At 61.2% G+C, this 26,026-nt stretch carries 23 protein-coding genes; 12 read left to right on the top strand and 11 right to left on the bottom strand.

Annotation, left to right across the window (positions count from 1 at the left end):
• Positions 1-104: 104 nt before the first annotated feature.
• Positions 105-566: an Lrp/AsnC family transcriptional regulator gene (locus tag HB376_RS00320; RefSeq protein ID WP_031356349.1), complete on the bottom strand. Its 462-nt coding sequence runs from the start codon at positions 564-566 to the stop codon at positions 105-107.
• Positions 567-918: 352 nt separating this feature from the next.
• Between HB376_RS00320 and HB376_RS00325 the strand changes: the two genes are divergently transcribed.
• Positions 919-1,437, top strand: coding sequence for a Spy/CpxP family protein refolding chaperone (locus HB376_RS00325; protein ID WP_213761459.1), 519 nt, complete (start codon positions 919-921; stop codon positions 1,435-1,437).
• A gap of 183 nt (positions 1,438-1,620) precedes the next feature.
• Positions 1,621-2,055, top strand: a complete 435-nt coding sequence (locus HB376_RS00330) for a PGDYG domain-containing protein (RefSeq protein ID WP_213761460.1) — start codon at positions 1,621-1,623, stop codon at positions 2,053-2,055.
• A 44-nt stretch (positions 2,056-2,099) separates the two neighbouring features.
• On the opposite strand, the gene HB376_RS00335 is transcribed toward HB376_RS00330, so the two are convergent.
• The 8 genes from HB376_RS00335 to HB376_RS00370 form a co-directional block, all read right to left on the bottom strand.
• Complete coding sequence (locus tag HB376_RS00335) at positions 2,100-2,468, bottom strand: DUF3022 domain-containing protein (RefSeq protein WP_089163775.1); 369 nt, start codon at positions 2,466-2,468, stop codon at positions 2,100-2,102.
• 1 nt (position 2,469) lies between these two features.
• Positions 2,470-3,288, bottom strand: a complete 819-nt coding sequence (locus HB376_RS00340; RefSeq protein WP_213761461.1) for a YhfC family intramembrane metalloprotease — start codon at positions 3,286-3,288, stop codon at positions 2,470-2,472.
• 20 nt (positions 3,289-3,308) lie between these two features.
• Positions 3,309-4,367, bottom strand: coding sequence for a LacI family DNA-binding transcriptional regulator (locus HB376_RS00345; RefSeq protein WP_213761462.1), 1,059 nt, complete (start codon positions 4,365-4,367; stop codon positions 3,309-3,311).
• Between the two features lie 78 nt (positions 4,368-4,445).
• A complete protein-coding gene (locus HB376_RS00350; protein WP_213761463.1) occupies positions 4,446-5,414 on the bottom strand; it encodes an NAD(P)-dependent oxidoreductase in 969 nt (322 codons plus the stop codon).
• Positions 5,415-5,482: 68 nt separating this feature from the next.
• Positions 5,483-6,781 (bottom strand): MFS transporter, encoded by a 1,299-nt coding sequence (locus HB376_RS00355; RefSeq protein WP_213761464.1) that lies wholly within the window; start codon positions 6,779-6,781, stop codon positions 5,483-5,485.
• A gap of 63 nt (positions 6,782-6,844) precedes the next feature.
• Positions 6,845-7,828 (bottom strand): sugar kinase, encoded by a 984-nt coding sequence (locus HB376_RS00360; protein WP_213761465.1) that lies wholly within the window; start codon positions 7,826-7,828, stop codon positions 6,845-6,847.
• A 33-nt stretch (positions 7,829-7,861) separates the two neighbouring features.
• Complete coding sequence (locus tag HB376_RS00365) at positions 7,862-8,596, bottom strand: TIM barrel protein (RefSeq protein ID WP_213761873.1); 735 nt, start codon at positions 8,594-8,596, stop codon at positions 7,862-7,864.
• Positions 8,597-8,987: 391 nt separating this feature from the next.
• On the bottom strand, positions 8,988-9,878 hold the full coding sequence (locus HB376_RS00370; protein WP_213761466.1) for a LysR family transcriptional regulator: 891 nt from the start codon (positions 9,876-9,878) through the stop codon (positions 8,988-8,990).
• A 108-nt stretch (positions 9,879-9,986) separates the two neighbouring features.
• On the opposite strand from HB376_RS00370, the gene HB376_RS00375 reads away from it, so the two are divergent.
• The 3 genes from HB376_RS00375 (at position 9,987) to HB376_RS00385 (ending at position 12,826) form a co-directional block, all read left to right on the top strand.
• Positions 9,987-11,072, top strand: coding sequence for a putative sulfate exporter family transporter (locus tag HB376_RS00375; RefSeq protein ID WP_213761467.1), 1,086 nt, complete (start codon positions 9,987-9,989; stop codon positions 11,070-11,072).
• Between the two features lie 161 nt (positions 11,073-11,233).
• Positions 11,234-11,968, top strand: a complete 735-nt coding sequence (locus HB376_RS00380; RefSeq protein ID WP_213761468.1) for a glutathione S-transferase — start codon at positions 11,234-11,236, stop codon at positions 11,966-11,968.
• A 54-nt stretch (positions 11,969-12,022) separates the two neighbouring features.
• The gene (locus HB376_RS00385) at positions 12,023-12,826 is read left to right on the top strand and encodes an aldo/keto reductase (RefSeq protein WP_213761469.1); all 804 of its coding nucleotides are present in this window, start codon (positions 12,023-12,025) and stop codon (positions 12,824-12,826) included.
• An 82-nt stretch (positions 12,827-12,908) separates the two neighbouring features.
• Here HB376_RS00385 and cadR read toward each other — a convergent pair whose 3' ends face one another.
• Entirely contained in the window at positions 12,909-13,340 is a 432-nt protein-coding gene (cadR, locus tag HB376_RS00390) for a Cd(II)/Pb(II)-responsive transcriptional regulator (RefSeq protein ID WP_213761470.1), read from the bottom strand.
• Positions 13,341-13,421: 81 nt separating this feature from the next.
• Between cadR and HB376_RS00395 the strand changes: the two genes are divergently transcribed.
• From HB376_RS00395 to HB376_RS00410, 4 genes are all read left to right on the top strand, one after another.
• On the top strand, positions 13,422-15,692 hold the full coding sequence (locus HB376_RS00395) for a heavy metal translocating P-type ATPase (protein WP_213761471.1): 2,271 nt from the start codon (positions 13,422-13,424) through the stop codon (positions 15,690-15,692).
• A 121-nt stretch (positions 15,693-15,813) separates the two neighbouring features.
• Positions 15,814-17,550, top strand: a complete 1,737-nt coding sequence (locus tag HB376_RS00400) for a ClcB-like voltage-gated chloride channel protein (protein ID WP_213761472.1) — start codon at positions 15,814-15,816, stop codon at positions 17,548-17,550.
• A 284-nt stretch (positions 17,551-17,834) separates the two neighbouring features.
• The gene (locus HB376_RS00405) at positions 17,835-18,110 is read left to right on the top strand and encodes a hypothetical protein (protein WP_213761473.1); all 276 of its coding nucleotides are present in this window, start codon (positions 17,835-17,837) and stop codon (positions 18,108-18,110) included.
• An 80-nt stretch (positions 18,111-18,190) separates the two neighbouring features.
• The gene (locus HB376_RS00410) at positions 18,191-18,433 is read left to right on the top strand and encodes a DUF2795 domain-containing protein (protein WP_213761474.1); all 243 of its coding nucleotides are present in this window, start codon (positions 18,191-18,193) and stop codon (positions 18,431-18,433) included.
• 46 nt (positions 18,434-18,479) lie between these two features.
• On the opposite strand, the gene HB376_RS00415 is transcribed toward HB376_RS00410, so the two are convergent.
• Positions 18,480-19,100 carry a TetR/AcrR family transcriptional regulator gene (locus tag HB376_RS00415; protein ID WP_213761475.1) on the bottom strand — a complete coding sequence of 207 codons (621 nt, stop codon included), beginning with the start codon at positions 19,098-19,100 and terminating at the stop codon, positions 18,480-18,482.
• Positions 19,101-19,489: 389 nt separating this feature from the next.
• On the opposite strand from HB376_RS00415, the gene HB376_RS00420 reads away from it, so the two are divergent.
• The 3 genes from HB376_RS00420 to HB376_RS00430 are packed head-to-tail and all read left to right on the top strand — an operon-like array spanning position 19,490 to position 25,283.
• Positions 19,490-20,572, top strand: a complete 1,083-nt coding sequence (locus HB376_RS00420) for an efflux RND transporter periplasmic adaptor subunit (protein WP_255631118.1) — start codon at positions 19,490-19,492, stop codon at positions 20,570-20,572.
• On the top strand, positions 20,569-23,781 hold the full coding sequence (locus tag HB376_RS00425; protein WP_213761477.1) for an efflux RND transporter permease subunit: 3,213 nt from the start codon (positions 20,569-20,571) through the stop codon (positions 23,779-23,781). Before HB376_RS00420 ends, HB376_RS00425 begins: the two co-directional genes overlap by 4 nt.
• Positions 23,778-25,283 (top strand): efflux transporter outer membrane subunit, encoded by a 1,506-nt coding sequence (locus HB376_RS00430; RefSeq protein ID WP_213761478.1) that lies wholly within the window; start codon positions 23,778-23,780, stop codon positions 25,281-25,283. The genes HB376_RS00425 and HB376_RS00430 overlap by 4 nt, the downstream gene beginning before the upstream one ends.
• The last annotated feature ends 743 nt before the right edge of the window (positions 25,284-26,026 follow it).

Below are 26,026 nucleotides of genomic sequence, written 5' to 3' on the forward strand. Positions count from 1 at the left end.
AAAAGACACAAAATGATGCGAATCGACTATCAGATTCGACGTTTTGACGACCCCATGCGACAAATTGTATGAAATCGCCTGGTTAACTCTGCCGAACGGATCTTTTAACCCAGGCCGCCGCGATCAACCTTGCGGGCGAGAATGATCGATGTCGTCGTGCGTTCAACGCCTTCCAGGCCGCCGATTTCATCGAGCAGATCGTTCAGCCGGTCGGGGGAATCCGCCCGCAGCCACGCAACATAATCGAACTCGCCGCTCACCGCGCAGAGCAGTTGCATCTCGGGCATCCTGGCGAAGCGCTTCTGCACGTCGCGGCCATACTTCGGCGCCAGTTTGATGCCCACGTAGGCCTGGATACTGGCATCGAGTACATCTTGTCCCAGCCGGACGCCATACCCCGCAATCACGCCGGTTTTCTCAAGCCGCGCAAGCCGGGCGATCACCGTCGTGCGCGCAATGCCGAGTTGACGCGCAAGCTCGGACACGCTTTCGCGGGCATTCACCTGCAAAGACGCGACAAGATTCCGGTCGATGTCGTCGAGCTGATCGAGGCGCGGCGGTCGCATGGAGGGTGATCCTTTTGTTTGATTTTGTTTAAACCAGCGAAACTGAGGCATGAAATCATGAACGACTTCATGCGCGTAACAAAGCATGACAAAGCCATGAAAAAGCAAAGACATTAAAACACGAGCGCATCAAACTGCGCCTGCCCTCGCTTGTTGGTTAAACTCCTACCACTACGGACCCGGATTGCTCCTTCATCGCATTTTTTTCGCGGACGTATCGGTTGTAAGCAGTTGTGGCAACCCGAGCAACACCGTGCGCTAACGTGATATTAATAGCGGCGTCGGCCAAACATCACACGTTATCTTTTCCGTGTATTGCTTGCCCCTTCTCAATGGACCCAAGGTGTCACCCATGAAAAAAACATTCGTTGCATTGGCTGCCTCGCTGGCCCTTTCCACGGCTTTCGCCCAATCGTCCGCTCCGGCAGCGCCCGCGGGCGCATCGGCACCAGATACGGCACGCAGCCAGGCGCGTGAGGCGCGCGTCGAGCAACGCATTTCGGAACTGCATGCCAAGCTGAAGATCACCCCTGCCCAGGACGAGCAATGGAACAAGTTCGCCGACGTCATGCGCGACAACGGCCACACAATGGGTGATCTGTACCGTCAGCGCATTGCGCTGGGCGACAACACAAGCGCGCTCGGCGACATGAAGCAGTACGAGCAGATCACGCAAGCACACGCGGACGGTACGAAGCGTCTGGTCGAGGCTTTCGAGCCGCTGTACGCAAGCCTTTCGCCGGAGCAAAAGAAACTCGCCGACGCAAGCTTCCACCAGTCGAGCAAGCCGGGCGCGCATAAAGGCCGCGCGCCGCATCGCAAGGCGCCGGCAGCCGCAGCGGCTGATGGTGCTTCGACCACCAAGCCGTAAGCTTGCGGTAACTGCTTGATCTGAATGCCGGACTTCACGCGGGTCATGCCCGTGGTGAGCTCGTGAAAAAGCGCCCGCTTCGAGATTTCGATGCGGGCGCTTTCACATGGCGGTATGCATAACGGGGAGCTTGGCGTTACGATCGCGGATTATTATCGTTTCAGCGTTTTCCACGACATCCGCATGACGCCAATCACCCTTACCCACCTCGACCTCACCGCTGACCCCGCCGCGCATCGCGTGGTGAAAGACGAAACCGTCGCGGTCGAGTTTGCTGAAGAACCCGGCTCGCTGATGAGCCTGGAAGGCCCGAACCGCTATGCTCCCGGCGATGCGTTGATCACGGGCGCTACCGGCGAGCGCTGGGTGGTATCGCGGGATCGGTTCGATGCCAAGTACGTCGCGCACGACGGCGTCACGCATGGCCACGCCGGTGCGTACCGGAACGTGCCAGTCGCGGTCCTGGCGAAACAAATGCACGAAGCGTTTTCAATCGCGCGTTCTGAAGCCGGCGATGTGCTTCACGGCGAAGGGGGCGACTGGGTCATGCAATACGCGCCGGGCGACTACGGGGTAGTCAAGGCGGCCCGTTTCGCGAAGGTTTATAAGCGCGCTTGATAAGCGCGTAGGTAGCGCAGGGCTTGGCCCGGCTGCATCCAGGCTCACGCGAAATCTTCACCTATATCGATCTCCACCGTGCGCGGCACAGTTTCTCCGCCCGCGTACATCTCCTCGAGCGAGCCGAGCGTGGCTTCCACATAGGCACGTAGCACCGCATAGCTACGCGCGTGCAGCCGCGGCGGCATCGCCCTGTAACGCGCGAGCGCGGCGGGATCGAAACGGATATCGATGGCAATGCGGCGCGCCGTTGCACCGAAGCGCATTGCCACGTAATGAATCACGAGGGATAGCTGGCCGTCGTCGCCCGGGCGCTCGGAAAATTGCGTCTGCTCCGGGAACAGGTCGCTGACCACGCGCGCCAGCAATTCGATATCGGCGCTCGGACAGTCGTATTGATATTCGTCGTCCATCTCAGTTCCCCGCCTTCGCGCGCGCGGCTCGATTCGCGGCTGCCGCCACGCCCAGGAAATAGCGCCGAAGTGCGCGCATCACGATCAACCCGAACACGAGATACACGGCGTCGGCGGCGAGCAGCGGAATCAAGCGCGCCTGATACAGCGCAACCGGCAATGCGATCAGCGCGTGCGCAACAATCATGAACGGCAGCGTGAAGCGGAAACGCTCGCGCAGCATATGCCACATTCCCACCGACAACCCCACCTGGAACACGAACGCCGCCGCCCGCTCGACCAGGAACAACGCGGCGGATTCCGGCGTAAGACTGCCGAGCACGGCGTGCAGCCGCAGCAGCGACTCGGCCGGGACGCTCGTGAAATATTGATCGAGCATGCCGCGATCGGCGAGCAACGCGTAGAGGATCCACTGCAGTTGCACCAGCACGCCGACGAGCCACGCTTCGGCCCCGCCGTGGCCGATTCCATAGCCGAGCGCCGTACCCGGCCGCTGCAATGAAGCTGGATCGCGTCTGATCAGCCATTTCATACCGATGAAGCGCCCGATTTCTTCGCACAGACCCGTGGCAAGCGCGCCGTAGACCACGAAAATGGCCGGATTCATCAGCAAGCCGACCGTGGTCGCGTGGCTCAGGACGAGCCCGTGCAGGCCACGTTCGATCACCATCGAAAACAGTGCGAAGACCGCGATCCCGACAATCACGTCGCGCCGCTCGAAACCAAACCGGGGTTTTGTCTTGCGATACAACCAGATAGGCAACGCGGCAATCAGCAGCGTCGCGAGGGTGATACAGACCAGCGTCAAGGCACTTACCATTAATTAAATTCCCTCAAGAACTATGTGCCGCCATTATTTGTTGGTGCTGATGTCGATGTCCGCACGATCAGTTCGCCCGGCAGAAGGCATTCTCGCGCCGCCATGACCGCACCTTCAATGCGCTCATGCAGGAACTCGACGGCGCGCTCGCCTATGGTATAGGTCGGCTGGCGCACGGTGGTCATGCCGGCGAGTTCGGCCCACTCGGAGTCATCGATACTCATCAGCGCCACCCGCCGCTGCCAGTCGGCGCCATGAAGCGCCTTCAGATGCAGCGCGACCCGCAATGCTACCGGCGCGTTCGCCGCAAACAGCGCTACGCGGCGATTCCGCCGTTGCGCGGCGTCAATACGCGCGTCAATTTCAGCAAGGGTTTCGTCATTATCCAGATCGAGCACGATCGTGGCGCCTGACACGCCAGAAACGCCGAGCGCGCCGATAGTGTCACGAAATGCCGCTTCGCGCACGCGTCGCGAGCTGACCTGCGCGTACGGCTGGACGACAAACAGCAGTTCATCGAAACCCTGGCTCACGAGATGACGGATCGCCATCCGTACCGCTTCAGTGTTGTCCAGCCCGACCATATCGGTCACGAGCCCGTCGACAGAGCGGTCCACCAGCACGACCGGCACACCGCCGCGAGCAAGCGTTTCCAGCGTCTCCTCCTTCACGCCGAGCGCATTCACAATCACGCCTTCCACACGATACGTGCTCAGTAATTGCAGGTATCGCCGCTCCAGATCGACCTCGTTCGCCGCATGGCAGATCAGCGGCATATAACCGTACGCGTGACAAGCTGCTTCCACGCCCTGCAGTACCTCGACCGAGTACGGATTCGTCAGGTCCGCGACGAGCATCCCGACCAGCCGGTTGCGCCCGCGTTTAAGCCCGCGCGCCATCTGGTTCGGACGGTAATCGAGCTTCGCGATTGCCTCTTCTATGCGCTCGCGCAATTGCGTCGACAACACGCCCGTCTCGCCGTTCAAATATCGCGAAATGCTGGTCTTGCCGGTGCCTGCTTCGCGCGCGACGTCGGTGATGGTCGCACGCCGGTCATTCGAAAAATTGTCTCTTGCCATGTTCTCGTTCGACATCCGATAAGAACAAAGCGCGCCAAGGCGCGCTTTGTTCAATGCAGCGAGCTTGCCTCAAGCCGCTCAGCGCTTCAATGCTTCCGGATTCACCATGTTGTTCGTCAGCGTGCCATTCAACGCGCCGACCAGGTTCTCCGCGGCATTCTTGTTCATCGCGTGGCGGGTTTCATGCGTGGCCGAGCCAATATGCGGCAGCGCCACCACGTTCTTCAGCTTGAGCAATGGCGAGTCGGCAGGCAGCGGTTCTTCCACGAACACATCGAGGCCCGCGCCAAGGATCGTGCCGTCCTGCAATGCCTGAATCAGCGCGTCTTCATCTACTGTCGGTCCGCGCGATGCGTTGATCAGGATCGCGCTGCGCTTCATCTTCTTCAGTTGCTCGGCGCCGATCAGGTTGCGCGTTTCAGCGGTCAGTGGGACTTGCAGCAGCACGAAATCGGAGGTGGCGAGCAACGCGTCCAGATCGACCTTCTTCGCGCCGTAGTCGCGTTCAGCCTGCGCATTCGGACTGCGGTTCGTGTACAGCACGTTCATTCTGAAGCCGAGCGACGCGCGCCGCGCGACCGCGCCGCCAATCCGTCCCAACCCGATGATACCGAGCGTCTTGCCCTGCACATCGACACCAAAACAGTCTTCGCCGATGCTCTTCGTCCACTTGCCCGCCTTCACCCATTCCGCGAGTTCCACCACGCGGCGCGCGCTTGCGAGGATCAGCGCGAAGACCGTATCCGCCGTCGATTCCGTCAGCACGTCCGGCGTATTCGTGAGCAGGATGCCGCGGAGGTTCAGGTCGGCGATATCGAAGGCATCGAAACCCACCGACACCGTCGCCAGCGCCTTCAGCTTCGTCGCCCCTTCGAGCATGGCCGGCGTGATCTGCACGCCCGCGCCGATCGCGCCATCGGCCTCTTTCAACGCCGCCACGAAGACGTCGTGCTGCTTCGGGTCGACGGTCGTGACCTCCGCGTGTTCATGCAGATACGCGAGCACGTCCGCGGGCAACGGCTTATACGCGACGATTTTCTTTTTCATCGAAACAAGTCCTGTGGAATCAAGAAGGTTGGGGATCTCTCAAACGTCTCAAGCGTGTCTCAAGCGTTTCAAGCACGTGTAGCCAGTTTAGCGGCGGGCGCGACCGGCTGCGGTTTCACGATCAGCGTCAGTATGACGGCCGCGACCAGCGCGGCGCTCATGAACACATACGACGCCGCCGGCGACCCCGTCGCGCCGTTCAAATACCCGACCACATACGATCCGACGAAAGATCCAAGCGCGCCCATGCTGTTGATCAGCGCCATTGCGCCGCCCGCCACGTTTTTGGGCAGTAACTCGGGCACGATCGCGAAGAACGGGCCGTAAGGCGCGTACATAGCCGCGCCCGCGATCACGAGCAAAGTATAGGAGCCCCAGAAACTCGTCGATCCAAGCAGGTACGATCCTGCGAAAGCGAACGCGCCAATCAGCAGGAACGGCCATACGAACAACTTACGGCGTTCGAGTTTGTCCGAGGCCCAGGAAGCCGCGATCATCGCAATGGTGGCCGCGAGATACGGCACGGCCGAGAGCCAGCCCGTCTCGACCATGCCGAACGTGGAAGCGTTCTTGAGAATCGACGGCAGCCACAACACGAAACCGTACACGCCGATGCTCCAGCAGAAATATTGCGCGGACAGCTTGATCACCGCAGGCGATTTGAACGCCTCGCCATAGTTCTTGACCGGTTTGATCGCCGCTTGTTCCGCGCGCAGCGTGTTGTCCAGATCGCGTTTTTCCTGGTCGGAAAGCCATTGAACTTGCGCCGGCTTGTCCTGCACGATGAACCACCAGATCACCGCCCAGATGATGGCCGGCGCGCCCTCAACCACGAACATATGACGCCAGCCGAATGAATTGATCAGATAACCCGATACCACCGACATCCACAGCACCGTCACCGGGTTGCCGAGGATCAGGAAGGTGTTGGCACGCGAGCGCTCGGATTTCGTGAACCAGTTGGAGATGAAAATCAGCATCGCGGGCATCACGGCCGCTTCCACGACACCAAGCATGAAACGAAGCACCATCAACGAAGGGATGTTGGTGACCACGCCCGTCAGCGCCGCGCAGCCGCCCCACAGGATCAGGCTCACGAACACGAGCTTCTTCACGCTGCGACGCTCGGCATAGATCGCGCCGGGAATCTGGAAGAAGAAATAGCCGAGGAAGAACAACGCGCCGATCAGCGACGCCAGTCCGTGGCTGATGCCGAGATCGTGATTGATACCGGCCGCCGAAGCGAAGCCGAAGTTCGCACGGTCGAGATATGCGAGGCTGTACGTGATGAACACGATCGGCATGATCGTCCACCAGCGGCGCACCGCGAGCGCGGGCTTATGGGTATTGGCACTGGCTGGCTGCATGATTGTCTCCGTCCCTGGCTCGTTTGTTCTGTGAAGGAGCTATGAAAGGGCTTTGACGGCCCTCTACAACGCGACTTTGACTTGCGTCCCGTTGCCGCCCGCTTGTTCCAGCGCATCGAGTTCGCTGCGGGTCGGCAGACCTTCGCTGTCGCCGATTACCTGGATCGCCAACGCGCCGATACGGTTGCCGCGTGTCAATGCGTGGCGCACGTCATACCCTTCCAGCAGCGCGCTCACCACGCCGACAGCGAAACCATCGCCCGCGCCAACGGTATCGACGACATTTTTGACGGGGATCGCCGGCACCGTGCCTTCATCGTTATCCGCGGTGCGGAAGTACGCGCCATGCGCCCCTAGCTTGACCACCACGCCCTTCGCGCCCTGATCCAGATAGAAACGAGCGATATCCTCCGGCTTCGTGAAGCCCGTCAGGATCTTGCCTTCGCTGACGCCCGGCATCACCCAGTCGGCCAGCGCGGCCAGCGCATTCAGCGACTCAGCCATCGCTTCGCGCGACGGCCAGAGCGTTGGACGCAGGTTCGGATCGAAGGAAATGGTCTTGCCCGCCTTGCGCATTTCTCGGGCCATATGAAACCCAAGTTCGCGCGAGGTCGCCGAAATAGCCGGTGCGACGCCCGTCAGGTGCAAGTGGCGCGCACCCAGCACGTAGTCGGCGACATAGTCGTCGAGCGATAAATGGCTCGCCGCCGAACCTTTGCGAAAGTATTCGATCGCCGGATCGCTGCCGTCGTCATTCTTCGATTTCAGCTGGAAAGCCGTCGGATAACGCTCGTCGATTGTCACGCAACTCGCGTCGATTCCTTCCTGCGCGAGCACATCGAGTACGTATCGGCCGAACGAATCGTGGCCAACACGGCTCATCCAGCCGACCCGGAAGCCGAGCCGCGACAAACCGATCGCAACGTTCAGATCCGCGCCGGCCACGCGCTTGGTGAACTGGCCGACCTTCGCGAGATCGCCGGTCTCGGCGGCGACGAACATCGTCATGGCTTCGCCGTAGGTCACGACATCGAGAGGGGTTGTCATAAGCGGTCCTTCGTCATTCATTGATGGGGATGTTCAAGTCGATGCAAGTTGTTTGACGTAGCGCGCAGCATCGGCGGCGAGATTGTCTTGATCGAATGGAAATTCGATGCCGCGAGGAACGTCGGCCGGCAAGTAAGCCAGCAACGCGGCGAAGTGCGCGTCGTTGGTCGCGGGGGCCGTCGCGAAACGTCGCGCGCCTTCGCCCTGCACCGCCTTGCAGTGCACGTAACCCACGTATTTGGCCAGGCGCCGCGCGGCTTCGAGCGGATCTTGCTGCGCCCATTGCCAGTTGCCGGTGTCGAAGGTCATGGAGAGCGTATGCGAGCGGTTTTCCAGCGTGTCGAACAGCGCAGAAAAAGCATCGATTGTGCCGCCCGCTTTCAGTTGGCCATTCTCGACGACGACCCGCGCCTTGGAATGTCGGATACCGGCGATCAAGCGATCGAGCGTCGCGGAATCCGTCGCCGTGCCGGTGCTCTCCGACCCGCCGAGCTGGAATTTGACGATGCGCGCATCGAGTGCAGCGGCTTCGTCCAGGGTCTGCTCCATCGCGTTTTCATCGAGGGCGCCGGTATCGTCGAAAAGGGTCGCGGGGGTGGAATAGACCGGCCAGATGCCGGCCGCCCGGATTCGCTGACCGAGTTCGTACAGGGAAGCGGACTGGAATTGGGTCTCATCGGAGAACAATTCGCGGCGCACTTCGAAACCCGCCGCGCCTGCTTTTGCCGCCACTTCCGCCCAGATTGCGTGGCCGTCGCGGCGGATCATCTCCGGGCCGAATGCGCTCGCCACGATAACCACCGGGACGGTCGCATGAGCCGGATCATTTTTGATCAGATTCTCAGAATTGCCGTGTTTCACAGCGGAATTTGCCTTTAACCGGCCAATGGAACCGGTTCCAAGAACGAATTTCAAAAAAGACGCGTGCTGCGTCTGAGTGACGTCGAATAATGCGCCCGGGGCTAAAGGGGCGCTATTCTGGAATTCCCTAAGAGTGGCTGATCTGCTTGTGCTGTCCGACGGTTGGCGTGCTGGCAGCTTCGAATCCGGGTTGATGCCGGGCCGCTGCCGTCGGGCAAGATCCAGGTATCCGTGGTTGGTGACAGATCGGATTTCACCGAAATTCACGCGCCCACGCCGAGCTAATCAGCGGCAATCGTCACTTCTCAGACCCATCCTCCACGCACAGCGCGTAAAACCTCGCCGCCGCCCGCGACGCTGCTGCTCCGTGCGGCATCAGGATCGAAAATCGCCGTGTCAGCGGCTCCGGGGCGATTCGCAAACGCAGCAGCGCGCCGTCCTCATGGCGCATGGACATCGCCGATACGAAACCAATCCCCATCCCCGCCCGCACGGCTTCCTTCACGCCCTCCACGCCCGCGATTTCCAGCGCGACCCGCATCTGCGCGCCGGCCCGGGCGCACGCGCGCTCGACCAGTTGGCGCACGCCCGACCCGCCCTCGCGTAAAACCAGTGAATGAGCACATACCGCTTCCAGCGTCACCCTGCCGGAGACGGACGCCAGCGGATGCCCGCGCGGCGCAATCGCCACGATCTCGTCCTCGCGCCACTCTGCGACTTCAGTTCCCGGCGGCAGATCGGCGCCCACGGGCCCTTCGATCATCGCGATGTCCAGCGAACCCAGCGCCGCAACGATCTCAGCCGTATTCCCATCGATCGTGTGAACCGTCACATCCGGATGCTGCCGATGAAACTCCGCGATCAGATAAGGCAACAGGTAACTTGCCGGCGTCGTGCTCGCGCCAATCCTCAACGTGCCGCGCTCAAGGCCGCGCAGCGCGTTCCGGTACGCGTGCGCCTGCCCGACGGTCTCCCGGATCCGCGTGGCATAAACCGCGAGCTGTTCGCCAGCGGCGGTCAGCCGGATTCCACGGCCAGCGCGCTGATACAAAGGCTCGCCGAATTCGTCCTGCAACTGGCGTAACTGCCCCGACACAGCCGGCTGCGACAGATGCAGCGCAACAGCCGCCCGGCTGATGTTGGCATGCTCGGCGACGGTGGCGAAGGTTATAAGTTGGTCTGGGGTCATTGGCGCTCAACTATCGGCCAAATGGATATTTTACATTCTAAATGACGATTTTTCATATCTATATATCAATAATAGGATTGGCGTATCGAATCCAAAACGGAAAAAACCGTGAATTCCCTCGCCACTCCTGCCGCATCTCGTTCCGCTCCAACCGCCCCAAGCGGTCAAACGCGCGGTCAGCTAAACGGGATCTTGTTCGTCGCGCTGTTCGCCGCCGCCGTCACGCAATTGGCCGCGCTGCCGTTCATCTCGAATCTGGGACTCAGTCCGCTGATCGTCGGCATTGTTGCCGGCGCGATCTACGGCAATGCGTTGCGTGACGGCATGCCGGAAAGCTGGGCGTCAGGCGTGAACTTCTCCGCTCGCAAGCTGCTGCGTATCGCCGTCGGTTTCTTCGGGCTGCGCGTAAGCCTCCAGGAAATCGCGCAGGTCGGGCTGCCGGGCTTGACGGTATCGGTACTGGTGGTGGTGAGCACGCTCGCCATCGGCACATGGGCGGGCATGACGCTGATGAAGCTCGACCGCGATACGGCATTGCTGACCGCAGCCGGCAGCGCGATCTGTGGCGCCGCGGCGGTGCTCGCATTCGAATCGACCTTGCAATCCGAGCCGCATAAAAGCGCGATGGCGGTGGGCAGCGTCGTGCTGTTCGGGACGCTCTCCATGTTCCTCTACCCGCTCGCGTTGCACCTCGGCTGGCTGCACCTGGATACGCTGGGCGTGGGCCTGTTTTTCGGCGGCACGATCCACGAAGTGGCGCAGGTGGTGGGCGCGGCCAGCAACGTGAGCCCGGAAGCGACGCATATCGCGACCATCGTGAAAATGACGCGCGTGATGCTGCTCGTGCCGGTGCTGCTCGTGATCGGCATGTGGGTGAACCGCTCGCGTAACAGCGCTCAAACCGACGGCAGCGGCACGAAGCGCAAGCTGGCGATTCCCTGGTTCGCGCTCGGTTTCCTCGCCCTCGTGATCGTGAATTCATTGCATGTTTTGCCTGATACCGCGACCCACACGCTGAACACGCTCGACACCTTCGCGTTGACCATGGCGATGACCGCCTTGGGCATCGAAACGCGGATCGCGCAGATTCGTCGGGCGGGACCACGCGCGCTGGTAACCGGGGCCATTGTGTATGCCTGGCTGATCGGGGGAGGACTCGCGATAACCATAGGCGTCGAGCGCCTGCTCGGGTAACGTTCGTAGAGGTGCCGCCTGCAGGAACACAAAAGCCCCGCCGCCCATGCGGGGTTTTTGCTTTTCAGCGAGATTACAAGTGCGATGCAAGCACAACGGCACGCGTGTTGCTACCCTCTTGTCTTTGGGTTTCCAGCAATCACACCGCGAGGATATTGCCGATGGCCTATGAACTGTATTACTGGGATGGTCTTCAAGGCCGAGGCGAATTCGTCCGGCTCGCGCTGGAAGACGCCGGCGCCGACTACGTTGACGTTGCACGCGGCGCGAAGAAGGACGGACAAGGCACGGGCGCCATGATGAAGATCATCAACAGCAAGACCGAGCCGCACATTCCTTTCGCCCCGCCATTCCTGAAGGATGGCGAACTGATCGTGCCGCACGTGGCGAACATACTGCAATATCTGGGGCCGAAGCTCGGTCTCGCGCCGAAGGACGAAGGCCTGCGCTATGTCGCGCACGGCTTGCAGTTGACGATCGCGGACATGGTGACCGAAGTCCACGATACCCATCATCCGCTGGCAAGCGGCCTTTACTATGAAGACCAGAAGGACGCAGCCAAGAAGCGCTCGAAGGATTTCATCGACAACCGGGTTCCGAAGTTCATCGGCTATTTCGAGCGGGTGCTCGCGCAGAATCCTCACGGCGATACACAGATGATCGGCAACATGACCACGTACGTGGACCTGTCGATATTTCAACTTGTCGACGGCCTGCACTACGCCTTTCCCCGTGCGATGAAAAAATTCGGCAGCCTGTATCCGCGCGTGGCGGCGTTGCATGATGCGGTGCTGGAACGACCGAACATCGCGGCTTATGTGGACTCGGAGCGCCGGATTCCATTCAACGAATCCGGCATCTTTCGTCATTACCCGGAACTGGATCAGGACGCCTAGGATTCCTGAGCCGGCCGGCCTGTATCGGATAAACGTAATCAAAAGGAGCATCAGATGGTCGAAACAATTCCCTCCTTCGGACTCGGCACCTTTCGCGTGGATGCGGAGAAAACCGCCAAGTCTGTCGCAAGCGCACTGCAACTCGGGTATCGCCATATCGATACCGCGCAGCTTTACAAGAACGAAGAGGCCGTCGGTAAAGGCGTGCGCGACTCGCTCGTGCCGCGCGACGATATCTGGGTGACCACCAAGGTCTGGCACGACCGGCTGCGTCGTGACGACGTAGTGAAAAGCCTGGTGGAAAGCCACAAGAAGCTGAACATCGGCACAATCGATCTTGCGTTGATTCACTGGCCGTCGCCGGACAGCGTGGTGCCGGTCGCCGAATCAATCTTGGGCTTTCAGGATGCACAGAAGCAGCAGTTGATCCGGTATTTCGGGGTGTCGAACTTCACCGCGCCGTTGCTCGAAGAAGCGTTGAACGCGCCCGGCGGCAAGGGCATTGTGACGAATCAGTTCGAGATCAGCCCATTCCTCGCGAACCGCAAGCTGGTCGAGGCAACGCAAAAGCTCGGTGTGAAGGTGACCGCGTATATGCCGCTGGGCGAAGGCCGCGCGCATAAAGATCCCACCTTGGTGGCAATCGCGAAGAAGCATGGCGTGACGCCCGCTCAAGTGACGTTTGCATGGCTGCTGTCGCGCGATATCGTGGTGCTGTCGGCATCGACGAATCCGGAACATCAACAACTTAACTGGGACTCGCAAAAGGTGAGACTGGACGCCGACGATATTGCGAAGATCGATGCGCTCGACGAAGGCCAGCGAAATGCAAAGCCACCGTTCGCGCCGAAATGGTGATTGAGTAGTTTGACGTAGAACACAACCCGGCTTTGATACGAAGAGGCCGGGTTGTCAGACCCTGGTCGCCCCGCTCCGCTACTCAGCCCAAATGTGTCCGCTTCTCGCGTGCGGGGGCGACATTGTTCGTTGAAAGCGCCTGGACGATGCCACAGTCCGTCGCTGATTCTTCCGTCGTGCATTGGCTCCTCAACGCAACCAGTTGCAACTTGAGTTGCGTCAATTCGTCGATCCGCCTGTCTACATGAAGAATATGTTCATCGACGAGCGAATTGATCGAACCGCACGGTGCGCCAGGCGCATCGGTCGCGCTGAGCAGATGGCGGATCTCGTCATGCGTCATATCCAGCGCGCGGCAATTACGGATAAACCGCAGACGTTCCGCGTGCGCCTCCGTGTAATTCCGGTAATTCGAATCTGTCCGGCTGGCTTCCGGCATCAAGCCTTCTTTCTCGTAAAAGCGGATGGTTTCAGTCGTGCACTGAGCCATTTTCGCCAATTCACCGATTTTCATTGCTTGGGCTCCCGGTCAACGCTTGACCTTGAAGTGACTTCAGGGCGTCTACTAAACCATAGATCCCCTCAGGAAGCCACGATGTCCCCACTCAGCGAAACGAATCACACGGTTGATGAAGAGCAGGCCAGGTCTCCGTGCGGCCACGGTCATGACCATTCGTCGGACCATGCGCCCTCGCATGCACATTCGCACGCCGAGGCAAAGGTCGCTGCTCCCGCTCCGCAAAAGCCTTTGAATGGCGGCGAACGCACGGTGTTTCTCATCGCGCAGATGGATTGCCCGACGGAAGAAGCGTTGATACGCAAGAAGCTTTCGGCCATGCCTTCCGTGCACAACGTGCAATTCAACCTGATGCAGCGCTTGCTCACCGTGGACCATTCGCCGCTTGAGCGTGAGGCGATTGCGCAGGCCATTCGATCGCTGGGGTTCACCGCTGAATTGCCCGAATCAGCGCCGCAAGGTGGGACTGCCGCCAGCGCGAGGAAATCCGCGCACTGGCCGCTCGCGCTGGCCTGCGCCGCGGCGGTTGCATCGGAGATAGTCAGCTTTGCCGCGTTCCCCGGCTGGATCGCGGCGTCGCTTGCCGTGCTTGCTGTCATCGCCGGTGGCCTCGGAACCTACAAAAAAGGCTGGGTCGCGATTCGCAACGGCAATCTCAACATCAACGCACTCGTGAGCATTGCCGTCACGGGTGCGCTGGTGCTTGGCCAATGGCCCGAGGCAGCCATGGTCATGGTCCTCTTCAGCCTTGCCGAACTGATTGAAGCGAAGTCGCTCGACCGCGCGCGCAACGCAGTCCAGAAGCTGATGCAACTTGCGCCCGAGCGCGCGACCGTCCAGCAACCCGACGGCACGTGGCAAGACGTGGACGCCAAATCGGTATCGATAAACGCCGTCGTGCGCCTCAAACCCGGTGAACGGATCGGACTCGATGGCGTGGTGAGCGCCGGACGCTCCACGGTGAACCAGGCGCCCATCACGGGCGAAAGCCTGCCGGTCGATAAAGCACCCGGCGACGCCGTGTTCGCTGGCACGATCAACGAATCCGGGTCGATCGAGTATCGGGTGACGACACTCGCCAGCGATACAACGCTCGCCCGCATCATTCACGCGGTGTCGGAGGCGCACGGTTCGAAAGCGCCGACGCAACGCTTCGTCGACCAGTTCGCGCGTGTCTATACGCCGGTTATATTCGCGCTTGCGGTGCTCGTCGCGGTCCTGCCACCGCTCTTGGCTAGCGGTGTCTGGCACGACTGGATCTACAAGGCCCTCGTGCTGCTGGTGATTGCCTGCCCGTGCGCGCTGGTGATCTCGACGCCTGTGACTATCGTCAGTGGTCTCACTGCGGCGGCGCGAAAGGGCATTCTGATCAAAGGCGGTTCCACCCTCGAAAGGGGTCGCAAGCTGACCTGGCTCGCGCTCGACAAGACCGGTACGATCACGCATGGAACACCGGCGCAGACCGATTTCGAAGCTCTCGCCGATACAGACATCAACCGATGCCGGCAGCTTGCAGTCAGCCTCGCCGGACGATCGGATCACCCCGTGTCGCAGGCGCTCGCGCGTGCCGCCAACGCGGACTACATCTCTCACTTACCCGTCGATGAATTCGAAGCGTTGCCCGGACGCGGCGTGCAGGGGACGATCGACGGCCGACCTTACGCGCTAGGCAATCATCGTCTGGTCGAAGGGCTCGGGCGTTGTTCCGCCAGCCTGGAAGCCCGGCTCGACAGGCTGGAACGCAATGGAAAAACCGTCGTCCTGCTGATCGGCGAAGAAGGCGTACTCGCTTTGTTCGCCGTCGCGGACACGGTCAAAGAATCCAGCCGTGCCGCCATCGGCGACCTGCATGCACTCGGCGTTCGCACCGTGATGCTGAGCGGTGACAATTCGCATACGGTGGCGGTCATAGCGAAAGCCGTGGGTATCGATGAAGCCCGCGGCGACCAGTTGCCCGCCGACAAACTCACTGCAGTGGCGGAGGCAGTGGCAAAACGTGCGGCAGACGGCGCGGCGGCAGGCATGGTGGGCGATGGCATCAACGACGCCCCCGCCCTCGCCCGCGCTGATATCGGCTTTGCGATGGGCGCATTGGGCGCGGATACGGCCATTGAAACCGCCGACGTCGCGTTGATGGACGACGACTTGCGCAAGATCCCGGCTTTCATCCGGCTCTCGAAGGCGACGCATGCAGTGTTGATACAAAACATCGTGTTGGCGCTGGGGATCAAGGCCGTATTTTTCGTGCTTGCGCTGACGGGTGCGGGAACCCTGTGGATGGCCGTTCTCGCCGACGTAGGGGCAAGCTTGCTGGTCGTTGCCAACGGACTTCGCTTATTACGTCGATAACCAGCCGGTGCCAAGCAACTCAGTATGCACATGGATGCCGGAGCACTGCCCCGAGGCCCCTTGCGGGTGATATCCTTGCCCCGCACCATTGGCCTCGACCCGCTCCGACATTCAAGCTCACGTGCTTTCATTCCTGCTTAAACTTCGCACCCGGGCACAGATCCGGTTCCGGTTCTCCGAATCCCACTCCATGCTCGTGTGGGCCGTGATTGTCGGCGTGGCCGGCGCATTCGCGACTTCGGCGTTCCGCTATGGCATCGACGAAATGCAGCGCCTTTTTGGGGGCGATCACGGTAACTTCGTCGAGATGGCCACGCGCCTGCCCTGGCCCGTGCGGGTCGCGTTGCCCACAGCGGGCGGGCTGATCGCGGGCCTGTGCCTGCTGATAGCCCGGCGTCGTAGCTCGGGCCAGGCGAATGCCGACTACATGGAAGCAGTGACCATTGGCGACGGCGTCGTGCCGGTCTCACAAAGCCTGTGGCGCAGCATCTCGTCGCTGTTCACTATCGCAAGCGGCGGGTCCATCGGACGAGAAGGCTCGATGGTGCAACTCGCGGCGCTGTGCGCGTCGCTGATCGGGCGCTGGGTCCACTTCGATCCGCCGCGTCTACGCCTGCTCGTCGCCTGCGGCGCGGCGGCCGGGATCACCTCGGCGTACAACGCGCCTATCGCCGGCGCGTTCTTCGTGACCGAGCTCGTGCTCGGCTCCATGGCAATGGAAAGTTTCGGGCCGATCGTGGTGTCCTCGGTGGTCGCGAACATCACCATGCGCGAGTTCGCCGGCTACCGGCCGCCTTACGAAATGCCGGTGTTTCCAACTGTCACCGGCGTCGAAGTGCTGCTGTTCGTCATGCTCGGATTGCTCTGCGGCGTGCTCGCGCCGTATTTCCTGCGCCTGCTGGCGGCATCGAAACAACGCTTCGCCAAGCTGCCCCTGCCGTTGCCAATCCGGCTCGGATTCGGCGGCCTGATTGTCGGCGTGATCTCGATCTGGTTCCCGGAGGTCTGGGGCAACGGGTACGAAGTCGTCAACTCGATCCTGCATCATTCGTGGACTTGGGAAGCGCTGGCAGCGGTGCTGTTCTTCAAGATCGTCGCGACCGCGGCAACCGCGGGTTCCGGCGCGGTAGGCGGGATTTTCACGCCGACGCTCTTCGTGGGCGCGGTAGTCGGCTGCCTGTTCGGGCTGGCGGCGCATGCGATCTGGCCGCACTCCACGTCCGCGCCGTTTGCCTACGCGATGGTCGGCATGGGCGCGTTCCTCGCGGCCGCCACGCACGCGCCGTTGATGGCAATCCTGATGATCTTCGAGATGACGCTGAGCTATCAGGTCATGCTGCCGCTGATGCTTTCGTGCGTGGTGGCATTTTTCATTGCGCGGGCATCGGCGCAGACGTCGATGTACGAGGTCACGCTGCGGCGCAACCGTGACGAAAAAGAGCGCTCGCGGCTCGCCGCCACGCAAATGCGCGAGCTGGTGAAACCAGCCGACACGGTCGTCCCGCTCGATGCAGACGTGAAAGCCATGACGCGGGTGTTCCTCGAATATCCGGTGAAGTACCTTTACGTCGTGGATGCGGACGGGCAGTTTCGCGGCGTGGTGGCGTTGAAGGACATCACGTCCGACCTGCTCGATGAGCGCGACACTGCCGTCAAAACCGCCGAAGATTATCTGCAACCTCATTTCGATGTCCTTACACCGGACATGTCGCTGGGTGAAGCGTTGCAGCATTTCCTGGCGTTCCAGGGTGAGCGCTTGCCGGTCATCGACTGCCCGACGCGGCCGGTATTACTCGGCGTTGTCTACAAAACATCGCTTCTCGATGCTTACTTCCGATTAAACCCGGCATCGCGCTGAAATTGCTCGATGTGTGCAAAATTGCGGCAGTACCGGTCTGCCCCGTGAAGCACGCGCTGAAAAGCGGATTCTAGAATTCGCTCGAACAACGGCCACCGGCGCCGCTTGAAACAAGGCTCGGCCGGCACGCACCATCCATCAGGCGACGCGCTGGAAAACCGCACTGATCGATTGGCATAACGTTTGCTCGAATCCTCGCTACTATTCTCCGTACGGCCTCGTGTTTGTGCTGCCTGGATACCGCTTGCGTGAGCTTGTGTACTAAGTGTCTGGAGGGTTGAGCGATGAAAACCTCAACGGCTTTATTGATGGTTCTGGTATCCGTGTCGTGCTATGCCGCGCCGATCCATACGGACGATGCGGCAATCTACTCTGCTCGCCAGGCCGAAGCCATGCGCGCGGCACTTGCCATTCGCGCCAATGCCCCGCCGGTCTCACCGCCGGCGCCGGAAGTGCGCGCACAGGAACTCGATCACGCGCACTGGTTTCATGTGGAATTGCCGAAGTCGCACTCGCCCAGCCACGGCGTGACGAGCCAGGTAATAGAAGTGCAGACGTAGAAGTGCAGACGTGAAGCTCGGCCGCGCGCATGGCGACTCGGATTGACCACCAAAAACAACCAGGACAACCAAGACAACCAATGACCGATACACATCTGAATGCCGGCTTGAACGATGAACCTATCGATGACGAAATCGCGGAGGTCTTGCGTGACCTGAAGTTTCCAGCCAACAAGGATGACATTGTCGATGCGGCGCGCGCTGCAGGCGTGAGCAATGATGTGATTGCCGTGTTCGATGGATTGCCTGAGCAGGACTACGCCAGCGCCGATGCCGTGGAACAATTGCTAGGCAGCAACGGCGGGTCGGGGATCTCTATCTGAGCGAGCGAATGAGAAACTGAGCGGACGTTTATTCGCACGGCCCCTCTCAGACCACGTCGGACCCAAACACCACCCGGCTAAAAAACTTCGCCAGCACGGCTTCGGACATTTCACTGCCGCAAGCCTGCGGATCCGACGTATAAAAAAACTGCATTCCGTCGATCAACGCCGTCAGTCCAAGCGCGAGCTGCTCCGCGGGCATGGGCAACGGCGTCCCCGCCCGTTCCGAAAACGCGACAATGTAAGCGGTCGTCGTCTGCAACAATTCCCGGATGAATGCGTTGAACTGCGCGCGAAATTTCGCATCGCGGCTTGATTGCAATTTCGCCTCGACCCACAACAAAAAACATTTGTTGTCGCGGTAGCACTCACTGTAATACTGCAACAGGCGGGCTTCCATGTCGGCCCGGCTCGCTTCGCCATCGAAGATGGAATGCAGCCGGCCCATGATCCCGTCGTGATCGCGCTTGAGCAGTTCCAGAAACAAAGCGGACTTGCTGCCGAAGTTCGAATAGAACGCACCGCGCGTATAACCCGCCGCCGCCGCAATGTCCTCGACACTGGCGGCAACAAACCCCTTCTTCATGAAAACAGTTTGTGCGGCGTCCAGCAAACGCTCACGCGTTTGATCACGGCTTTGCTCCCGGGTGAGGCGAATTCGTTTCATCGGTCGAGTTTACCATCTCAAAATTGAATTATGATACGGCTTTGATTCCAGATTCATAGTTGTATTAGAATTCATCGCGTATCTGGCGGTGAGGTGCTGGAAAGCTTGGTGGCCATAGCATGCCGCCTGTTCGAGTATCGCGCCCCGAATAACGCCATATCTTGAAAATGCGCAGCGACAGACCGTGTCGACGCTGCGCGCCGGCCGTGCCTGCAAGTCCCTTGCGCGCACGGCAAGCCTTTGCGTCGAGGTCATTCGTGATTCTGCAAGTCTGTCGCCGCACGCGGCCGTTGTCATTGCCATTATTGTCATCGCTCCGATCGCGGTTAGTGTCGTTCACGTTACCCAGGCCGGGATCTTTTCCTGCTCGCCGCACCCTTGCCTGGTCGTTGGGCGTGGTCGCTGTCGTCGCGCTCAGCGCATGCGGCAAGAAGGAAGCGCCCGCCGTGGCGTTGCGTCCCGTGGTCGCCATGGCGGCCGTCGCCGACACGCACACTGTGCAGTCGTCGCTGCCCGCGACTATCGAAGCGCGGTACTCGACCCCGCTGTCGTTTCGTGTGGCCGGGAAGATCATCGAGCGCAGCGTGCGTCTGGGCGACAGCGTGAAAGCCGGCGAGATCGTGGCGAAACTCGATCCCGCCGACAACGCCAAAAGCGCCGCGAGCGCAGCCGCGCAACTGTCCGCCGCCCAGCATCAACTCACGTATGCCGAGCAACAACTCACGCGCGACCGCACCCAGGCGCAGGAAAACCTGATCGCCCGCGCGCAGCTGGAACAAACCGAGAACGCCTATGCCGCCGCGCTCGCGCAGCGCAACCAGGCGCAGGCACAGGCCGCGTTGTCGGCCGATCAGTTGAAATACACCACGCTTGTTGCTGACCGCGCCGGTGTCATCACGGCTGAACAGGCTGACACGGGACAGAACGTATCGGCGGGACAGGCCGTCTATAACCTCGCGTGGAGCGGCGAGATCGACGTGGTGTCGGACGTGCCGGAAACTACGCTCGGGTCGCTCGCGGTCGGCCAGAAAGCCACCGTGAAGCTTGCCGCGCTGGGAGGCAAACAGTTCGCGGCCCGCGTGCGTGAGGTGTCGCCCGCAGCCGATCCTCAAAGCCGTACCTATCGCGTGAGGATGACGCTTGAAGCCCCCACGCCGGAAGTCCGGCTTGGCATGACAGCCGACGTGGCATTCGCGCAGGCGGCTGCATCCGGGGCATCCGCACAAGCGTTCACGCTGCCCTCCACCGCGCTTTTTCACGCGGGCAAACTGCCTGCCGTCTGGATCGTGAAGGCTGACGGGGCGCTTGAATTGCGGCGCGTGGATGTGTCTCGATACGGCGAGCGCACCGTGACGGTTTCCAACGGTATCTCGTCTGGGGATCGTGTGGTATGGCAAGGTGTCCATACCGTTTCCGCGGGCGAAAAAGTTCGCGTGGTCACGCCCTTGCATCCGGAAGACTTCGCGTCATGAGCGACCAAGAGCGGGATTCATCGAAAGATGCTGCCAACGCTGCTGCCGCGGCGTCGGGCGATTATCGTCACGAAGAAGGCAGTTTCAATCTCTCGGCCTGGGCATTGCGTCATCAGGCGCTCGTCGTCTTCCTGATCGCCATGGCGACCATTTTCGGCGTACTTGCGTACACCCGGCTCGCGCAATCGGAGGACCCGCCGTTCACGTTCCGCGTGATGGTCATCCAGACCTTCTGGCCAGGAGCCACCGCACAGCAGATGCAGGAGCAGGTCACCGACAAGATCGCGAAAAAACTGCAGGAAACGCCCGCCACCGACTTCCTGCGCAGCTACTCCCGCCCTGGCGAATCCCTGCTGTTCTTCACGATGAAAGACGGCGCGCCCGCGAAAGACGTGCCTGAAGAGTGGTATCAGGTGCGCAAGAAAGTCGGAGACATTGCCTACACGCTGCCAAGAGGGGTGCAAGGTCCCTACTTCAACGACGAGTTCGGCGATGTCTTCACGAACATCTACACGCTGGAAGGCGACGGTTTTTCGCCGGTGCAACTCCACGATTACGCCGACTCGCTGCGCACCGTCTTGTTGCGCGTGCCCGGTGTGGCGAAGGTCAATTATTTCGGCGATCAGGACGAGCGCGTTTACATCGAAATAGCCAATACGCAACTCACGCGGCTCGGTATCTCGCCGCAGCAGATTGCTCAGGCTATCGACGGTCAAAATGCGGTTGCGCCCTCCGGCACGCTGAATACGCCCGACGACCGCGTGTTCGTGCGGCCGACTGGCCAGATCACCGACATGGCCGCGCTCGCCAATACGCTGATCCGTGTCAACGGCCGGTCGTTCCGTCTTGGCGACATAGCCACCATCAAGCGAGGATATCTCGATCCCCCGGCTACGCAAATGCGCGCGGGCGAGAAACCGGTGCTGGGCATTGGTATCACGATGCAGCCCGGTCAGGACGTCGTGCAGTTGGGCAAGGCGCTGGACGCCAAGGTGGCTGAGCTGCGCGCGCAACTCCCGGCCGGCCTCGTGCTCAACGAAGTGTCGAGCATGCCGCATGCGGTATCGAAGTCGGTCGATGACTTTCTTGAAGCCGTTGCCGAGGCCGTCATCATCGTGCTGATCGTGAGCCTGGTGTCGCTCGGTGTGCGCACCGGCATGGTGGTCGTGATCTCCATACCGGTCGTGCTCGCGGTCACCGCGCTCTTCATGTATCTCTTCGATATCGGCCTGCACAAGGTCTCTCTCGGGACGCTGATCCTCGCGCTGGGCCTGCTGGTCGACGACGCGATTATCGCTGTCGAAATGATGGCGGTGAAACTCGAACAAGGCTGGAACCGTTCGCGTGCCGCGGCCTACGCCTATACCAGCACTGCGTTCCCCATGCTCACGGGCACGCTCGTGACGGTCGCCGGTTTCCTGCCGATCGCGCTGGCCAAATCCAGCACCGGGGAATACACGCGCTCGATCTTCGAGGTGTCGGCCATCGCGTTGATCGCGTCGTGGTTCGCGGCGGTCGTGCTGATTCCGCTGCTCGGCTACAAGCTGTTGCCCGAGCGCAAGCGCGAGGCGCATCACGCCCACGATCATGAACACGATATCTACGACACGAAGTTCTACACGCGTCTGCGCGGCTGGCTGACATGGTGTATTGAGCGGCGCTTCGTCGTGCTCGGCATTACGCTCGTGCTGTTCGTGATAGCGCTGGCAGGCTTTACGCTGGTTCCCCAACAATTCTTCCCGAGTTCGGACCGATCGGAACTGCTCGTCGATGTCCGTCTCCAAGAAGGCGCCTCATTCGAAGCCACGCTGCGCGAGACCAAACGTCTTGAGAAGGTACTGGAGGGGCGGCCCGAGATCGATCATGTGGTGAACTTCGTCGGCTCGGGTGCGCCGCGCTTCTATCTGCCGCTCGACCAGCAGTTGCAAGTGGCGAACTTCGCGCAGTTCGTCATTACGGCAAAGTCAGTCGAAGATCGCGAGAAACTCGCACGCTGGCTTGAACCTGTGTTGCGCGAGAAGTTCTCGGCAGTACGCACGCGTTTGTCGCGACTCGAAAACGGTCCACCGGTCGGCTATCCGGTGCAGTTCCGCGTGAGCGGCGACGACCTGCCGACAGTGCGCGGTATCGCTGAAAAGGTCTTTGCCGAAATGCGTGCCGACAGTGGCACGACCAATGTCCAGTACGACTGGGACGAACCGTCGGAGCGCTCGGTGCGCTTCGATATCGACCAGAAGAAGGCGCGCGAACTTGGTATCACGTCGCAGGACGTATCGAATTTCCTCGCGATGCAACTGACCGGTTATACCGTCACGCAATATCGTGAACGCGACAAGCTGGTCAGCGTCGACTTGCGAGCCCCGAAAAGCGAACGGGTCGATCCGGCGAAGCTCGCCACGCTGGCCATGCCGACGCCGAACGGCCCCGTGCCGCTCGGAACGATCGGGCATGTGGTGAACGATCTGGAATACGGCGTGATCTGGGAACGCGACCGTCAGCCGACCATCACCGTGCAGTCGGACGTGAAGGCCGGCGCGCAGGGTATTGACGTCACGCATGCGATCGAGAAGAAGCTCGCGGGTTTGCGCGCCGGCTTGCCGGTGGGATATCGGATAGAAGTGGGCGGACCGGTTGAGGAAAGCGAGAAAGGCCAGTCGTCCATCAATGCGCAGATGCCGATCATGGTGATTGTCGTGTTGACGCTCTTGATGATCCAGTTGCAGAGCTTCGCACGGGTGATGATGGTGGTTCTGACCGCGCCGCTCGGGTTGATTGGCGTGGTGATCGCGCTGCTGTTGTTCAACAAGCCGTTCGGGTTTGTCGCCATGCTGGGCGTGATCGCCATGTTCGGGATCATCATGCGCAACTCGGTGATTCTCGTCGATCAGATCGAACAGGACATTGCCGCGGGGCATCCTCGCTTTGACGCCATTGTTGGCGCGACCGTGCGGCGTTTCCGGCCGATCACGCTGACCGCCGCCGCTGCGGTGCTCGCGCTGATCCCGCTGTTGCGCAGCAACTTCTTCGGTCCGATGGCAACCGCGCTGATGGGCGGGATCACGAGCGCAACCGTCCTCACGCTGTTTTATCTGCCGGCGTTATATGCGGCTTCGTTCAAGGTGCGGCGTAACGAGCGCGCGGGGTTTGAAGATCCAGACATGCCCTCCACGCCCTCCGTGCCGGATACTCGCCAAGGAGGCCAGTCATGAAACGCGCTTACCTGACTGCTCTAGGCTTCGCAGCCACCCTTTCCGCGTGCTCGTTCGGCCCGGACGGGAAACCGCCCGTCATGCCAACGGTGGCCCATTACGGCGCCGACGCGCAACCGGCACGCACCGTGACGGCCGAAGGGGTATCGCAGAGTTTCGATGCCAACGCAAAACCGGTGCCCGAGTGGTGGAAGCTTTATCGTTCGGAACCGTTGAACGCGCTCGTCGATGAGGGTTTGCGCAACAGCCCGAGCCTCGCCGCGACGGACAAAACCCTCGCCGCGGCGCGCGAGCAGCTGCGGGCGCAAGTCGGATCGTCAATGTTGCCGAGCATCGACCTTGGCGGCCAGACGGACCGGGAGCGCGCAATTGGCGTGCCGAACTTCGGGCCGCCCACGGTGCTCTACAACCTCTTCGTTGGCCAGATCCGGGCGCAATACACGTTCGACCTGTTCGGCGCGGCGCGGCTCGCGGACCGGGCGCTGGCTGCACAAGTGGACAGCCAGTCCTGGCAATTCGATGCCGCCCGCCGTGCACTCGCGGCAAACATCGTCACGGGCGCTATCGGTGCCGCCTCGTTGCGTGCGCAAATCGATACGACCGAACGGCTGATTGTCCTCGCCAATGAAGACGCGCGAGAAACCCAGCGCCGCTACGAACTCGGTTCGGCGTCGCGCGCGGACGCGCTCAACGCGCAATCGAACGCCGCCGCGCTCGCCGCTTCGTTGCCCGGGCTACGGGCCCAGTGGCTTGCAACCCGTCACGCGCTTGCCGTGATGCTTGGCCGGACGCCGGATCAGGCGCCGCCGGATCTCGATCTCGCGTCGCTCACCGTGCCGGGCAATGTGCCCGTGGTCGTACCGTCGGAACTGCTTGCCAGCCGCCCGGACATCCAGGCCGCCGATGCGCTGCTCAAAGCGGCCGCAGCGCAAGTCGGCGTCGCGACAGCGCAAATGTTCCCGAGCCTGACGCTGTCAGCATCAATGGGGCAAGCGGGTTTCAGCTGGCCGACCGCCTTGTCCGGCGCGGGCGCGATCTGGGGGATAGGCGCGTCGCTGTCGCAGCCGTTGTTTCATGGCGGCGCATTGCTCGCCCAAAGGCGCGCGGCGCAAGCGAGCTACGAGGCCGCCGTGGCGCAATACAAGCAGACGGTGCTGACAGCGTTCCGCAACGTGGCGGATTCACTCGTGGCGCTCGAGCAGGATAACCAGGCACTCAGTTTCGCCGATACCGCCAGCCGCACGTCAATGAACGCCTTCATGGATTCGGCGGCGCGAGAGCGGCTCGGAGCGATTCCGCCCTCGGCGACGCGTGCGAGCGAGCGCCAGTATCGAAATGCGCGGCTGGATGCTATTCGCTATGAAAGCGCACGGCTCAGCGATACCGCGTTGCTGTTCCAGGCAATGGGTTCTCCAACCGGCAGCACGGCGAATCTTGCGGCTGCGGCAAAAGCGGCCGAGACAGCGACGGGGACGGGGACGGGGACGGGGACAGCAAAATAACCGTCGCTGCCGGGTCGCATTCCATTCGGGCGAGTTCTCTCTCACCTGACGGGTAAAACTGAAACGAGCGCTGTACGTAAAGAGCCGTTCCGGCGTGAGTCGGAACGGCTCTTTGCACTTCATCAGGATGACCGAAGCCTGAGATTAAAGACATCGAATGTCACAATTCAGGATCGCCGAAACATCGCACTGCCATCCAAATGCGCCCATAACCTTCCTTCAACTCAATTTCTTCACTGAAACCTTTCACTATTCAGATAAATCGCGTTATTTCGGACCGCACTTTCCCATAGGCTTGCGAGCTTTCGTGTATTCAGGGGAAATGCCATGTCTCGCTCACCGCTCCGTGACCTGTTCCGGCTCGTTCATTCAGGACTGGAAAAAGTCGCGCTGGCGTGCGCTGCCTTTGGTTTGATGCACGTAACGGCCCGCGCGGGAGAGTCCGCCCCGGCCAGCGTGCCCGCAGGTGAGCAATGGCGCAGCCACGCCGCGCCCCAACTCGCAGCCGATGACCCATGGAGCAACCCCGCAGCACCCAGTCTCGCAGTTGACGATGCCTGGAGCGCACCGTCCGGCGATCGGCTCACATCGCCGGGACAAATCCGCGCCGATTCACCAGCGCCTGCGTCAGAGCAAGAGCCCCGACCGGTCGCAACGACGCATGCGCCCGGCTCCGTAGCAACAACTGTCCAGGAAACATCTCCCGCCCTCGCAATGGATCGCTCCGGCTGGAATGAAACACC

It is taken from the genome of Caballeronia sp. dw_19 (assembly GCF_018449515.1).
In the GTDB taxonomy this organism is placed as follows: domain Bacteria; phylum Pseudomonadota; class Gammaproteobacteria; order Burkholderiales; family Burkholderiaceae; genus Caballeronia.

Bases quoted from the DNA above. Each gene is read 5' to 3' on its own strand.
- HB376_RS00350 (WP_213761463.1), bottom strand. From the start codon at position 5,414: ATGAAAAAGAAAATCGTCGCGTATAAGCCGTTGCCCGCGGACGTGCTC.
- HB376_RS00340 (WP_213761461.1), bottom strand. From the start codon at position 3,288: ATGGTAAGTGCCTTGACGCTGGTCTGTATCACCCTCGCGACGCTGCTG.
- HB376_RS00335 (WP_089163775.1), bottom strand. From the start codon at position 2,468: ATGGACGACGAATATCAATACGACTGTCCGAGCGCCGATATCGAATTG.
- HB376_RS00385 (WP_213761469.1), top strand. From the start codon at position 12,023: ATGGTCGAAACAATTCCCTCCTTCGGACTCGGCACCTTTCGCGTGGAT.
- HB376_RS00320 (WP_031356349.1), bottom strand. From the start codon at position 566: ATGCGACCGCCGCGCCTCGATCAGCTCGACGACATCGACCGGAATCTT.
- HB376_RS00330 (WP_213761460.1), top strand. From the start codon at position 1,621: ATGACGCCAATCACCCTTACCCACCTCGACCTCACCGCTGACCCCGCC.
- HB376_RS00415 (WP_213761475.1), bottom strand. From the start codon at position 19,100: ATGAAACGAATTCGCCTCACCCGGGAGCAAAGCCGTGATCAAACGCGT.
- HB376_RS00345 (WP_213761462.1), bottom strand. From the start codon at position 4,367: ATGGCAAGAGACAATTTTTCGAATGACCGGCGTGCGACCATCACCGAC.
- HB376_RS00430 (WP_213761478.1), top strand. From the start codon at position 23,778: ATGAAACGCGCTTACCTGACTGCTCTAGGCTTCGCAGCCACCCTTTCC.
- HB376_RS00355 (WP_213761464.1), bottom strand. From the start codon at position 6,781: ATGCAGCCAGCCAGTGCCAATACCCATAAGCCCGCGCTCGCGGTGCGC.
- HB376_RS00325 (WP_213761459.1), top strand. From the start codon at position 919: ATGAAAAAAACATTCGTTGCATTGGCTGCCTCGCTGGCCCTTTCCACG.
- HB376_RS00360 (WP_213761465.1), bottom strand. From the start codon at position 7,828: ATGACAACCCCTCTCGATGTCGTGACCTACGGCGAAGCCATGACGATG.
- HB376_RS00425 (WP_213761477.1), top strand. From the start codon at position 20,569: ATGAGCGACCAAGAGCGGGATTCATCGAAAGATGCTGCCAACGCTGCT.
- HB376_RS00380 (WP_213761468.1), top strand. From the start codon at position 11,234: ATGGCCTATGAACTGTATTACTGGGATGGTCTTCAAGGCCGAGGCGAA.
- HB376_RS00370 (WP_213761466.1), bottom strand. From the start codon at position 9,878: ATGACCCCAGACCAACTTATAACCTTCGCCACCGTCGCCGAGCATGCC.
- HB376_RS00365 (WP_213761873.1), bottom strand. From the start codon at position 8,596: ATGATCCGCCGCGACGGCCACGCAATCTGGGCGGAAGTGGCGGCAAAA.
- HB376_RS00410 (WP_213761474.1), top strand. From the start codon at position 18,191: ATGACCGATACACATCTGAATGCCGGCTTGAACGATGAACCTATCGAT.
- HB376_RS00405 (WP_213761473.1), top strand. From the start codon at position 17,835: ATGAAAACCTCAACGGCTTTATTGATGGTTCTGGTATCCGTGTCGTGC.
- cadR (WP_213761470.1), bottom strand. From the start codon at position 13,340: ATGAAAATCGGTGAATTGGCGAAAATGGCTCAGTGCACGACTGAAACC.
- HB376_RS00395 (WP_213761471.1), top strand. From the start codon at position 13,422: ATGTCCCCACTCAGCGAAACGAATCACACGGTTGATGAAGAGCAGGCC.